The organism is Candidatus Pelagibacter sp. (genome assembly GCF_052046145.1).
Classification (GTDB): domain Bacteria; phylum Pseudomonadota; class Alphaproteobacteria; order Pelagibacterales; family Pelagibacteraceae; genus Pelagibacter.
Window position 1 is genome coordinate 1,166,412 of sequence record NZ_JBNGZR010000001.1, and the last position, 12,886, is coordinate 1,179,297.

The 12,886-nt window shown below is 31.2% G+C and carries 12 protein-coding genes; 2 read left to right on the forward strand and 10 right to left on the reverse strand.

Annotated features, from left to right (window positions below; translation table 11 throughout):
- Together dapF and ftsY are read left to right on the forward strand one after the other, a co-directional pair.
- On the forward strand, positions 1–825 hold the full coding sequence (gene dapF / locus ACTT88_RS06255) for a diaminopimelate epimerase (RefSeq protein WP_440908444.1): 825 nt from the start codon (positions 1–3) through the stop codon (positions 823–825).
- Entirely contained in the window at positions 825–1,742 is a 918-nt protein-coding gene (gene ftsY, locus ACTT88_RS06260) for a signal recognition particle-docking protein FtsY (RefSeq protein WP_440908445.1), read from the forward strand. Before dapF ends, ftsY begins: the two co-directional genes overlap by 1 nt.
- Here ftsY and ACTT88_RS06265 read toward each other — a convergent pair.
- The 10 genes from ACTT88_RS06265 to ACTT88_RS06310 form a co-directional block, all read right to left on the reverse strand.
- On the reverse strand, positions 1,735–2,298 hold the full coding sequence (locus ACTT88_RS06265; protein WP_440908446.1) for a hypothetical protein: 564 nt from the start codon (positions 2,296–2,298) through the stop codon (positions 1,735–1,737). The genes ftsY and ACTT88_RS06265 overlap by 8 nt on opposite strands.
- A gap of 48 nt (positions 2,299–2,346) precedes the next feature.
- Positions 2,347–3,165: an alpha/beta hydrolase gene (locus ACTT88_RS06270; RefSeq protein WP_440908447.1), complete on the reverse strand. Its 819-nt coding sequence runs from the start codon at positions 3,163–3,165 to the stop codon at positions 2,347–2,349.
- Positions 3,149–4,387, reverse strand: coding sequence for an MFS transporter (locus tag ACTT88_RS06275; protein WP_440908448.1), 1,239 nt, complete (start codon positions 4,385–4,387; stop codon positions 3,149–3,151). Before ACTT88_RS06275 ends, ACTT88_RS06270 begins: the two co-directional genes overlap by 17 nt.
- Positions 4,388–4,390: 3 nt before the next feature.
- Positions 4,391–7,042, reverse strand: coding sequence for a TRAP transporter large permease subunit (locus ACTT88_RS06280; protein WP_440908449.1), 2,652 nt, complete (start codon positions 7,040–7,042; stop codon positions 4,391–4,393).
- Between the two features lie 3 nt (positions 7,043–7,045).
- Positions 7,046–8,029, reverse strand: a complete 984-nt coding sequence (locus tag ACTT88_RS06285; protein ID WP_440908450.1) for a TRAP transporter small permease subunit — start codon at positions 8,027–8,029, stop codon at positions 7,046–7,048.
- 69 nt (positions 8,030–8,098) lie between these two features.
- Complete coding sequence (locus ACTT88_RS06290; protein WP_023854623.1) at positions 8,099–9,223, reverse strand: TRAP transporter substrate-binding protein; 1,125 nt, start codon at positions 9,221–9,223, stop codon at positions 8,099–8,101.
- A gap of 127 nt (positions 9,224–9,350) precedes the next feature.
- On the reverse strand, positions 9,351–9,527 hold the full coding sequence (locus ACTT88_RS06295; RefSeq protein ID WP_440908451.1) for a hypothetical protein: 177 nt from the start codon (positions 9,525–9,527) through the stop codon (positions 9,351–9,353).
- Complete coding sequence (locus ACTT88_RS06300) at positions 9,520–10,857, reverse strand: amidase (protein ID WP_440908452.1); 1,338 nt, start codon at positions 10,855–10,857, stop codon at positions 9,520–9,522. Before ACTT88_RS06300 ends, ACTT88_RS06295 begins: the two co-directional genes overlap by 8 nt.
- A gap of 4 nt (positions 10,858–10,861) precedes the next feature.
- Complete coding sequence (locus ACTT88_RS06305) at positions 10,862–12,223, reverse strand: TRAP transporter large permease (protein WP_440908453.1); 1,362 nt, start codon at positions 12,221–12,223, stop codon at positions 10,862–10,864.
- Complete coding sequence (locus ACTT88_RS06310; protein ID WP_440908454.1) at positions 12,213–12,797, reverse strand: TRAP transporter small permease subunit; 585 nt, start codon at positions 12,795–12,797, stop codon at positions 12,213–12,215. The genes ACTT88_RS06305 and ACTT88_RS06310 overlap by 11 nt, the downstream gene beginning before the upstream one ends.
- Positions 12,798–12,886 lie beyond the last annotated feature (89 nt).

Genomic DNA, 12,886 nt, shown 5'->3' on the forward strand with positions numbered 1-12,886 from the left:
ATGGATATTAAAGCATTTAAAATGGACGGTTTAGGTAATGATTTTGTCATCATAGATAATAGACAAACAATTACAAATTTGACGAAAGAGCAAATAATAAAGATTTGTGACAGAAAATTTATTGGTTGTGACCAACTAATATTGATTAAAAAAAATGATATTTCAGATGCTTCGCTAGAATTTTACAATTCAGATGGAGGAATGTCTGGTGCGTGTGGAAATGGTACACGATGTATTGCTGATTTATTAGGCAAGGAAAGTAACAAAAAAGAAATTGTCCTGACAACTTTATCCGGCAAATTAAAATCTAATATTGTTGGAGAAAAAATGGTTTCTACAGAAATAGGTGTTGCAAAAACAAAATGGGATGAGATTCCGTTGTCTAAAGAATTAAATACGAATAATTTAGGAATTAAAATTATTGACAAAAATAATAATGAATTTTCTGGTGGAACTGCTGTAAATGTTGGAAACCCACATGTAGTTTTTTTTGTTGATAATAACGAAAATTTTGAGATTAAAAAAATTGGACCAGAAATTGAAAACCATTCTTTATTCCCAGAAAAATGTAATATTACTTTAGCAACTGTTGTTAACAAAGAATTAATAAAAGTTAGAGTGTGGGAAAGAGGGGCTGGACTTACTAAAGCATGTGGTACAGCAGCTTGTGCAACAGCTTTTGCTGCAAAACAAAACGGACTGGTAAATGATAAAGTGGATATTGAATTTTCTACAGGTAGATTAACAATTTCAATTGATGAAAACAATAGTATTCATATGAAAGGACCAGTTTCAGATATCGAGGAGATAAATTTTAAAATTTAATGGGAATTTTTGAAAAATTTAAATCAGGTTTTAAAAAAAGTGCCTCAGCTTTTACGACGGGTTTAAGAGATATAGTTGTAAAAAAAGAGATTGATGACAAAACATTAGACAAAATTGAAGATTACTTAATTCAATCCGATGTTGGTATTGTTTCTGCTTCAGAAATAAGAGAAATAATTTCTCAAACAAAAATTGATCCCAATAAAGATTTAACTGACGAAATAAATAATATTTTAAAAAATTATATTATTTCAATTATGAAACCTTTAGAAAATATTGAATTCTTCAAAAAAAAAGAAAAATTAAATGCAACATTAATTTCAGGTGTTAATGGTGTTGGAAAGACAACTACTATTGGAAAAATAAGCAAAATATTAAAGGGTAATGGAAATAAAGTAATGCTAGCTGCATCAGATACTTTTAGAGCAGCAGCTATAGAACAACTAGAAAATTGGGCAAACAAAGTTGATGTTCAAATTACAAAATCATCTCAAGGTTCAGATCCTGCATCAGTTGCTTACAGAGCTATTGATGAAGCATTAAACAATAATTTTAACCAAGTTTTAATTGATACAGCTGGAAGATTACAAAATAAAAAAAATTTGATGGAGGAATATAAAAAAATTGCAAACGTTACTAAAAAAATTGATCCTGATGCTCCACATGATGTTATTTTAGTTTTGGATGCAACTTCGGGACAAAATGTTATTAATCAAGTTGAAGAATTTAATAAAATTATTCCAATAACTGGTCTTATTATGACAAAATTAGATGGTACAGCAAAAGGAGGTATTCTTCTAGCTGTTGCTAAAAAATATAAACTGCCAATTATTGCCCTTGGATTAGGTGAAAAAGAAGATGATTTGCAAATTTTTGAGGCCGAAAAATTCGCAGAAGCATTTACTCAAATTAATTAATTAAGGTACTGGAAATTAGAGGTTTATAAAAACTACATTTATAGTGTTCTTTAAATTCATAATGTCCACAATTTTTAGCTATCGAAGAAATAATAAAATCAAATTTTCCATTTACAGGATAAAGCTCTAACTTTTTTTCAACAATATCAAATTTAAAATTAGCTTTTAGACTTTTTACAGCACTAATCATCACCAGAGTTTTGTTATCTTTTAAAAGATAATATGCAAAATCATCTGGAAAAACTGGGAAATCATACTCTTGCAAAAAATATTTTGCTGTTTTGGGAAACCATTCATAAGAAATTAATGGCAAAGACTCTTTTGTTTTATAATTATAAATATAAAGATCTTTTGGAAAATCATTAATATAATTTGAATTTTCCCCTCGAGCTAAGACAGATTTTTCACGGGTTTTAAAATATAATGCAAAATTTTCATCGTGCGAATTCATTTGATCAATATGAAAAAGGCTGTCTACAGATGCTAAATTTTCTTTAGCATTTGATAAATTATTTAAAGAAAAAAGAACGATAAGAAATAAGAGAAAATTTTTCATAGATTTACTTAAAAAAAAAATTTGAATTATCTTTGTTTAGATTATGGCTTAATTTAAACTATCAACAAACGATTTTAGGGCTAATACAAGTTTATCATCATATTCCATCATATGATCGTCATATTTTGTAAAGTATGAATATTTAGGTTCACTTGCTAAATTAAAAATTTTTTTACCCATCCAAAATGGAACTATTTGGTCAGCCTCACCATGCATTACTAACACTGGAATATTTATATTTTTAATTTTTTTATTATTTTCATACTTATCTTTTAAAATTAAACCTACTGGAATATATGGATAAAAATTTTTCGCAGCTTCTATCATTGATGTGAAGGGCGTTTCTAAGATTAATCCTGCAAAATTTTTATTCTGAGTAATTTCAGTAGCAATGCCAGTTCCTAATGACTCTCCATAAATAATTATATCCTCTTCATTTAGACCTTTTTCTTTAAGCCAGTTTATTGCACTAGCACCATCTGTATAAAGACCCTCCTCGCTTGGTTTTCCTTTATTGCCACTAAACCCTCTCCATGCAATTATTAAAAAATTAACATCCATGTCTTTAAAATGATTTAACTTGTGGATTCTGTTTTCAAGTGTCCCTGCATTTCCATGAAAGTAAACTATTGTTTTGTAACTCTTTAAATTTTTATTATGAAACCAGCCTAAAAGATTAATATTATCTTTTGTTTTGATAGAAACTTTTTCAATGTTGACTTCTAAATTATCTCCAAAATAATTATTCTCATCAGGATGATACATTAAATTTCTTTGAAAAAAGAATAAGAAAATTAAAACAATTAAGTAAATAGCAACAATACCAATAAATAATTCCAAAAAAAAATTCCTACGTTTTATTTTCATATTTTTTTCTATTTAATATTAAAAAAAATATATAAGAAATAATACTTAAGATTAAGAAAACTGAAAAAGCTGATTTAAAAGCAAATATTTCTGTGTGACCCATGCCTTTAACAATATCTATCACTAAGCCCATTAGCCATTGCATTATGAATGTTCCCGCGAATATTAATAAATTGAATGAAGTTAGTGCTTTACCAGCAGAATAACCTGAAAAAGAAAGGCCCACAGCTGGCTGTGTAACTGATAAAAAAATTGAACTTAAAATGAATAAAGTTATGTAGTATGCACCTGCTTTTGGGCCTAGCAATATAATCACAAACATTACAGAAAAACTAATTGGCAAACCTAATTTAAGTATTTTTTTCGCAGTAAAACCTATACCTGAAATTTTTGGTAAAAAATAACCCCACAAAAAAAAGGATACCAACATAGTTACATTGATCCAAAATAATCCTGTAGCGCTCTGAAGTGGAGTATAGCCAGCAACTCTAGTCATCCATGGGCCTGCCCATAAAGTTTGTATAGCCATTAAGCCCCCATAATTGAATAAACCCATTGGAATTACACTTATAAAAAATCGATTTTTCCAAACTTCTGATAAAGTTCCAGTATTACTTGGCTCTTCTAACTCTTTATTTTTAGTTAAATTCCATTTTGGAATGAAAACTAACATAAAAAAAATACTAATTAAAATTAAGATAGCAATACCACCAAATATCCATCTCCAACCGAAACTAGGCAATAAAAGTTGTACAGGCAATGTAGATGACAAAAAACCTAATGATGCAATCATTAACATCCATGAGTTTGCTCTTTGTTGTTGATTTTCTGCATACCATATTCTGTAACCCGTTAACGGGGCCATCAAACAAGCACTTACACCTACACCAATTAGAATTCGTGAAACTAACAATCCTGAAAAGCTTTCAGCCAAAGCAAATGATCCTGTTCCAACTAATGCGATAAATAAAAAAGAAGAGACAATTTTTTTTGGTCCATATTTATCTAACAAATATCCAAGTGGTATTTGCATACAAGCAAAACCTAAAAAATAACCTCCAGCTAATAATCCTAAATCAGCTGCTAATAAATTAAATTCTGAGGTTAATACTGGTGAAAGTGTTGCAGTAATTGCACGTAACAAACATGATAAAAAATAACCAAATGCAAATACAAAAAAAACAATAATAGCCTGTTTTTTTGGTAAAGTATAATTTTCCATTAATTAAAAGTTTAAAGATATATCTCTATGAACTGAGTTACACCTAGCAACAAATTTAGCTTGTTCTTTAGTTAATCTGTTTTGAAGTCTAAGACCAATATTATGTTTGATAACATCATTATATTTAATTAATTCAGGCATCAAATTCTTATTAGCATCATCTCTCCATGAAACTTCTAAATTGAAAAGATCAAAAGTCTCTAAACTTACTTCAGACAATTTTTGCTCATCTACCTCATCATTATCTATAACAGATATTAGGTCATCTAATTTATTTGCAAATTCTTCGGTTCCAGAAATTTCTCCTAGTTTTTCAAAAAGATTATCAATTATTGATATTGCGTTTTCGTAATTTCTATTATCAATATTATATTTTAATTCTTTTATTTCTGATGAAAGTTCTTTTAATTTTTCATTATCATTTATAAACATTACTATTTGATCCAGAGTTTCATAAGCTTCATCAACATTTTTTCTATACCTTTTTGTTCTTGTGTTTTTTGCTTTGTGCAATATTTCAAACTCTCCATTTTTAGCTTTCCAGCTTTCAGGAACTTTATTTTGCAGTTCTTTAATTTCTAGCTCGTAATTCTCGATCTTTAATTCTAATTTATTTTTATCTGATAACTTATCATCATCTAAATTTCTAATTTCAGCTTTTATTTTTTTAATTTTCTGGTCTATTTTTCTAATTTTTTTCTCAATTTTTCTAACATTGAAATGCAAGTCCCTATAATCTTTTGTAAATAATTCATATTCTTGTTCCGTTTTTTGAAGTTTTTTAACAATAGCAAAAGTCCCAAGCGCATTATCAAAATGCTCTTCAAAAATATCTAATTTATCCATTGGAAGATTTGCGGGAGTTAATTTCTGCATGTCTTTTATTGCATTAGTAATTCTTTGTTCTTCGGTGTTGTAAATCGCAAATTTATACTCTTGTAAGCAATATTGTAGCTTTGGATTCATCGGTGGTGGAGCAACGTTCGAAGTTAAATATGTTCTTGCTGGCAAGTAATTTACTAATGATGGATAGAAACCAACAATTCCAAGACCTATTAATTGTAAAATAATGAATGGAACAACACCTTTCCAAATATTTAAAGTAGTAACAAGTTTTGAAGCTACACCTTTTAAGTAAAACAATGCAAAACCAAATGGTGGTGTTAAAAATGAGGTTTGTAAATTTACTCCAATCATTACACCAAGCCAAATTGCACTTACATTAGCTCCTGGTTCAGCTAATAATATCGGAGCAATGATAGGAACAACAACAACGGCTATTTCTATAAAATCAAGAAAGAAACCTAGTAAAAAAATCACTGCCATTACAACAACAAACTGTGTCCAAAATCCCCCTGGCAAATCTTGAAGAAAATCTCTTACTAGCTCTTCACCTCCAAATGCTCTAAATCCAGAGGTTAACATTGCAGCACCTAATAAAATTATAAAAACCATTGAAGTCGTTACACATGTTTCTGTAACAACCTCTCTTAAAACATTCTCAATTTTGTATGCTCTCCAAAAACTCCAAACAATTCCAATTAAAAAAGTAATTGTAAAAAATCCTGTGATAAAAATTGCTGTAAGATCTCTAGTTTCTACAGCCTTAATATTTAAATTGTAATTCTTAGATAAAATATAAATTGGAATGACAGATAAAATTGCTATTATAATTGGATAGTAAGCATCTTTTTTTCCTTTATGTAAACGGTAACCAGCCATCATGGTTGCACCTATTGCTCCAATTGATCCAGCTTGATTAACGGTTGCAATACCTAAAAGTATAGATCCTAAAACCGCAAAAATTAAAGCAAGGGGAGGAATAATTACTATTAAAACTTTAATCCAAAATTTTGAATCAAAATTTCCTTTAAATGGAACGGGAGGAGCTGCCTTGGGATTTAGTCTTGCGTATACAAATACATAAATCATATACAAACCAACCAAAACTAAACCAGGTAATAATGCCCCCAAAAACATATCTCCTGCAGAAGTAGATCCCACTCTAAATTCTCCGGGCATATTAAATTCACCAGTTAAAATTTTGTAATCAGTCTGACGCATAGTATTTGCAACATCAGCCGCACTTGCTAATTGATCAGCTATAATAATTAATACAATTGATGGAGGTATAATTTGCCCAAGTGTTCCTGATGAACAAACAATTCCACTTGCTAGACTTTTATCATATTTATTATTAAGCATTGTGGGTAATGATATTAATCCCATTGCTATTACTGTTGCGCCAACAATACCAGTTGTAGCTGCAAGTAATGCCCCAACAAAAATTACTGATATTCCTAAACCTCCAGGTATAGGTCCAAACAACTGCCCCATTGTGACTAAAAGATCTTCCGCAATTTTTGATTTTTGCAGCATGATCCCCATGAAAATAAATAAAGGAATTGCAATTAAAGTATCAGTTTCTACATCCCAGTAGTTACTCCTAAAGTTTGTAATACCGGCGGTTAACCATTCTTTAGGGCCATCAACAGCAAAATAAGCGCTACTATCTCCTGCAAATAAATAACCAAAAAAAGCAGCTAGCCCGATTGAAATTATTGCTGATCCAGGTAGTGCAAAAGCTACTGGAAAACCAGAAGCTAATGCTCCAATCATTATAATTACAAGTAAAGCTAAAAACAGATGTTCCATTATTTAATTCTTTAAAAGTTTATGACTGCTGCTCATAAAGTAGCTAGTAAATTGAGTTAACATACTTACGGCAAAGACTGCTAAATAAACTGCCATTAGATAAAGTAAATATAATCCGTTTGAACCTTGCTGCGTAATTTCAAATGAAATTACAGGACCATTGATGATACTAGCTTTGCCCCCCATGCCTAAAAATATTACAATCAAACATAAAGGAATTCCTAGAATTAATGAGCCAATTGCATTAGTCCATGCTTTTTTACGTTCGGTAAAACCAGTATAAAGAACATCAACTCTAACGTGGCCCTCATGAATTAACGCATAAGCGCTTGCAAATAAATAAAGGGCTGCATACCAAAAACGAACTAAGTCACCTTGGAATGCCTGTTCATACTGAAATATGAACCTTGAGAGAACTATCAAAAATTCACTTCCAACCACTAAAACTGCTAACCAAATAAAGCCTACAGACCTTGTAAAATAACCAATTACAAAAGAAGCTAATATTAAAGGAAAGTGTATATATGTGATTCTGAAAGCAGGTATTACTAAATTAATTTTAAGCTGTTCTCCAAAAATTGGCTCGACTAGTTTTTCTACTACCATGAATGAGATTAAAAAGTCTGCTACTCCAACAATTAGCACAGCCCAGAAAGAAGACCTTACCACGTAAGCTGTAATTTTCGATAAGATCTCAGAGTCTGTTTGCAATGTTTGTTTTATGGATTTCAAAACAAAAAATATAACTCCTGCTAAAGATACAAAATAAAATAGTAATTGAATATATGATAAATTTATTGCAAGCCCCTCTAAAGGCTTATTTAATTTTTTAAATCCAAATAATTCATAATGAGCAAAAAGTTTTTTAACTCCTGGCCAATCAAACCAAACTGTTAAAACATTATTTACTAAAAAAACAAAAGTTAAAGCTAAGATAGAATAACTAAATATTCTTATTAAAATAGATAAGTTATTTTTCGCCATCATATTAAATCTTTTATTGATATATAAAAAGAGGGCCCATTTAAGGGCCCTCTAATATTAATTAGAATTAAATTATACTCCTAATGCTCTATTTCTTTGAGCAACATATGGCCCGTCAGACAAGTTAGTCCAAGCACCAATTTCCTTACGACCTTTAACAAAGGCAGCATGTACTTTTTTAGCAAGAGCACTATGTTGTTGAACTTCATCGAAAACTTCAGCAGCACCTTTAGCGAAAGCATCGTAAACTTTATCATTAAACTTCTCTAGTTTAACTCCACTTTCGTTAACTAATCGTGCTAAGGCAGCTCCGTTTTTAGCATTGTATTCGGCCATTGTAGTTGTGTCAGCCCAATCACATGCAGTTTTAATAATTAACTGATCTGATTTTGACAAACTAGTAAACCAAGATTTGTTCACTCCACAAGCTAGTGTAGATCCTGGTTCATGCATTCCTGGATAGTAATAATACTTAGCAGCTTCCTGGAACTTCATAGCTTCATCATTCCAAGGTCCTACCCATTCAGTTGCATCAATTGCTCCAGACACAAGGTTTTCATAAATTTGTCCACCAGGAAGTGAAATTGGAGAACCACCAAGTTTTCCAAGAACTTGTCCACCTAAACCAGGCATACGCATTTTTAAACCTTTAAAGTCATTAGCTGATCTAATTTTTTTGTTAAACCAACCACCCATTTGCACTCCAGTGTTACCAGCAGCAAAACTTTGTGTTCCGAAATCATCAGTCAATTCATCCCACAACTCTTGTCCACCAGCAAATTTTAACCACGCATTCATTTCAGCATATGTGAAGCCAAATGGAACGGCAGTAAAATATCCAAATGCAGGGTGTTTTTTTACCCAGTAGTAATCAGCACCGTGATACATTTGAGAGTTACCTGATGCAACTTCGTCAAATGAGTCAAATGCTTTTACTCTTTCGTTAGCAGCGTAATAAGTAACTTGAATTCTTCCATCACTCATATCGCTTAATCTTTGAGCAAGTCTTTGTGCACCAGTTCCTAGGCCTGGAAAATCTCTAGGCCAAGTAGCTACCATAGAAGCTTCGACTCTTTCTTTGGCAACTGCTGGAGCAGATAAAGCAACAGCAGCAACACCTGTTGCAGCTGCAGTTTTAAAGAACTTACGTCTAGAAGGTGATCTTGAAACCTTCAATGATTTTTTTTCTTTAATCATTACTCTCTCCTCTTCTTTGTTAATTAACTGTAAAGATTAAATTACAAATGTGCGTTTAAGTCTAGATTAAAATAACTATAAACTATTGTATTACAATCTGAGGTAGTAAATTTAGGAATTATTAAATTTATTTTTTATCAAAAAAGGCTTCGTATAACATCATCGATATCGCAAGTATCATCAATATGTAAACTGGTAATACATCAAAGAAACCTATCATCATAGATTTTGTAAGTGTTGTTGCTAAACCAACAAGAAAAAAGATTGCAAAAGAAAGTCCTATTAGTGTTACAAGTTTATTCATTAAATTTCTCACTTTCCTTTTCAAGCCAACTGGAAACTCCTAAGAAACGATTATCGTCATATCTCTCTCCAATAACTTGAATTCCTAATGGTAAATTATTTTCACCCTGAAGTAAAGGAAGTGAAATACAAGGAGTTCCTAAGTAAGACCAAACTTTATTGAAATCAGCTGATCCAGTGCTCTTAAGACCCTTTAGAGCAACACCTGGACTGGATGGGGATAAAACCCCGTGATAGTCCTCAAATACTTCTTTATAAGAATCGTAGCTTCTTTTCATAAAATCTATTGCTTCAGCATATTCTTTTGCAGTATGTTTTCTTCCACTTGCAATTGCATTTTGCATAATTTTTGAAAGTTTTGATTTATAATTTTTATAATAATCACTAAAATTATTAGCTAGATCACTTTCATAAATTATTTGATGATATTTATGGATATCTTTAAAATAAGAAGGAGTATCATGAACTTCTATATTTTTTTTAAACGACTTTATAAAATATTCAAAAGCTTCCTTAGATTTTTTGTCAATTGATTTCCAAAATTCAGTTTTATAAAATATGAACTTAGGTTCATATAAAGGACCTTTTTTTACAGCATCGACCATATTATTCGAAGAATAATAAACAGTGGCAGGGTCATGGGAATCTTTTTTAATCAATTCTTTAACTAAATAAGCTATGTCCTCAACTGTTTTTCCAAAAACTCCTAAATGATCAAGTTTTTCGGAAGTCTTTAATACTCCGTTTCTAGAAATTAAGCCAAATGAAGGTTTGTATCCAACAACACCGCAATAAGACGCTGGTCTAATTATTGAGCCACCAGTTTGTGATCCAATTGAAAGTGGTGCCATATAAGATGCGATAACTGCAGCAGAACCACTTGATGATCCTCCTGGTGTTCGCGAATAATCGTGTGGGTTTTTTGTTTTAGATGGATTTAAATATGCTAATTCAGTAGTAACTGTTTTACCCATCACAATAGCTCCTGAAGACGTTAATAAATCAACTATTTCTGCATTCTGAGAATAAGATTTGCCTTTTCTTATCGGTGTTCCACATTCTGTTGGCATATCTAGAGTACCAACAATATCCTTAACAGCTACAGGAATACCATGCAGTGGTCCAATTGGTTTTCCAGATTTTTTATAAGCATCTGACTCTTTGGCTTTTTCCAATAACAATTCTTTGTCAAAAAAAGCCCAAGCATTTATATCTTTTTCAAACTTATTAATTCTCTCAATATATGCTTCACATATTTCGACAGAAGTAATTTGAGAATTTGAAATTTTATTTATTAATTCTTCAACAGAATAATTTACAATTTCATTCATTAAATTAGTTTGCAAATAATTGATCAGGTAACCACAGAGCTATACCTGGAAATAAATACATCAAAACCATTCCAAAAATAACTATCGCCAAGAATGGCATGATACCTTTGAATACCTCAATTAATTCAACATTTTTAGATTGTACACCTTTTAAATAATAAGCCGACATGGCCATGGGGGGTGTTAAAAATGATGTTTGTAAATTTAACGCAATTAACATAGCAAAAAAATAAGGGTTAACTCCAAAAAATTCTACTAATGGTAAAAATATTGGGACAAATATAATTAATATTTCAGTCCACTCTAATGGCCAGCCCAATAAGAAAATTATAATTTGTGTAATTACTAAAAATTGCCAAGGTTTTATATCCATTGATTTAAAAAATTGCTCAAATACTTCATGTCCTCCCAAATATGAAAATACTGACGCAAACGTCCAAGATCCAATAAACAACCACATAATCATTGCAGTAGTTTTTGCGGTAAGAAAGACAGACTCTTTAAAATTTTTCCATTTTAGAGATTTATAAAAGAAAGATAAAACTAATGCTCCAAAAGCTCCAACTCCTGCTGCTTCTGCTGGGGTAGCTAGACCTGCAAGAATACTTCCTAATACTAAAATAATTAATGAAAATAATGGTAAGAATGAAACCAAAACTTCTTTTAAAATCACTGATCTTGGAGGTATTTCTTCTTTAGGGGGCTTAGGTGCAACTGATGGATTAAAGTAAGCCAAAATAATTGCATACAAAATATATAAACCCGCTAACATCAAACCAGGAAATATTGCTGCAGCAAATAATCTTAATGGAGATAACTGTGCTATCACAGCATAAACAATAAGCATAATACTAGGAGGGATTAAAATTCCTAAGCAGCCTCCAGCACATATTACTCCTGATGCAAATTTTTTATCATAACCAGCTTTCACCATTGCAGGCCAAGCGAGCAAACCCATCAAAGTCACAACTGCTCCAATTATACCCGTTGCTGTAGAGAATAAAGTGCAAGTAACAAGTGCAGCAACTGCCATTGATGCTGGAAGAGAATGAGACGCTAGTCTTATTGCATAAAATAATCTTGCAACTATACCTGCTCTTTCAACTAAATATCCCATAAATAAAAACAAAGGTACGGCGGTGAGGACGTGATTATCCATGACGGAGTAGGTATTTGAAACAAATAAATTAAATATCCTATTATCTAATAAATGATCCATTCTTGCAGGATCAAAATATGCGTAATACCCAAATCCTAAACCCATTGCCATTAAGGTAAATGCAATAGGAAATCCAAGTAAAACAGCAAACAGAAATATCACCATCATTAAAATTGCAATTTCTGGATTTGTTAGACTAAACAACATCTATTTTTTCTTCCTCTTTAGATTTTCTCATTAAAATTTTCTCTGTTTCTTCTGCACCAGCATCTCTCTCTGGCCAATGTCCCGTTCTAATGCAAATAATTGCTCTAAAAACTTCACTAATTCCTTGGAGAGTAAGAAGTATTCCAGACAAAGGTATCAATGATTTTGCCATATAAATTTGAATTTGTGCTGGACTATTCCAGCTTGTTTCTTTTACCATCCATGCTTTAGCTGCATACTCATATCCATAAAATGCAAGTGCAATTACCCCTGGAAAAAAGAAAATAAAATATAGTATTAAATCAATCCATCCTTGAACTTTAGTTGGGAACAACCTGTAAATAACATCTCCTCTTACGTGAGCCTCAGTTGCCAAAGTGTATGCTCCAGCCATCATAAATATTGCTCCGTACATCTGTAAACTAAAATCAAAATTCCATAAAGTAGGTGCATTAAATGCATAAGCCATTATGACCTCGTAACATGTTCCACCCATTAAAATAACTATGCACCATGAGAAGGCTTTACCCATTGAGGAACTAAGTGTGTCTGCAAATTTTATATAAGAGTACATATTTTACTAGCTTATCTTAATTTTCTTAATTAATTCAATTAAAAAAAAGGGGGCTAAAAAGCCCCCTTAATATTTTATATTTTTAAACC

Bases quoted from the DNA above. Each gene is read 5' to 3' on its own strand.
- ACTT88_RS06265 (WP_440908446.1), bottom strand. From the start codon at position 2,298: ATGAAAAATTTTCTCTTATTTCTTATCGTTCTTTTTTCTTTAAATAAT.
- ACTT88_RS06270 (WP_440908447.1), bottom strand. From the start codon at position 3,165: ATGAAAATAAAACGTAGGAATTTTTTTTTGGAATTATTTATTGGTATT.
- ACTT88_RS06295 (WP_440908451.1), bottom strand. From the start codon at position 9,527: ATGAATAAACTTGTAACACTAATAGGACTTTCTTTTGCAATCTTTTTT.
- ACTT88_RS06285 (WP_440908450.1), bottom strand. From the start codon at position 8,029: ATGATGGCGAAAAATAACTTATCTATTTTAATAAGAATATTTAGTTAT.
- ACTT88_RS06275 (WP_440908448.1), bottom strand. From the start codon at position 4,387: ATGGAAAATTATACTTTACCAAAAAAACAGGCTATTATTGTTTTTTTT.
- ACTT88_RS06305 (WP_440908453.1), bottom strand. From the start codon at position 12,223: ATGTTGTTTAGTCTAACAAATCCAGAAATTGCAATTTTAATGATGGTG.
- ACTT88_RS06300 (WP_440908452.1), bottom strand. From the start codon at position 10,857: ATGAATGAAATTGTAAATTATTCTGTTGAAGAATTAATAAATAAAATT.
- ACTT88_RS06290 (WP_023854623.1), bottom strand. From the start codon at position 9,223: ATGATTAAAGAAAAAAAATCATTGAAGGTTTCAAGATCACCTTCTAGA.
- dapF (WP_440908444.1), top strand. From the start codon at position 1: ATGGATATTAAAGCATTTAAAATGGACGGTTTAGGTAATGATTTTGTC.
- ftsY (WP_440908445.1), top strand. From the start codon at position 825: ATGGGAATTTTTGAAAAATTTAAATCAGGTTTTAAAAAAAGTGCCTCA.
- ACTT88_RS06280 (WP_440908449.1), bottom strand. From the start codon at position 7,042: ATGGAACATCTGTTTTTAGCTTTACTTGTAATTATAATGATTGGAGCA.
- ACTT88_RS06310 (WP_440908454.1), bottom strand. From the start codon at position 12,797: ATGTACTCTTATATAAAATTTGCAGACACACTTAGTTCCTCAATGGGT.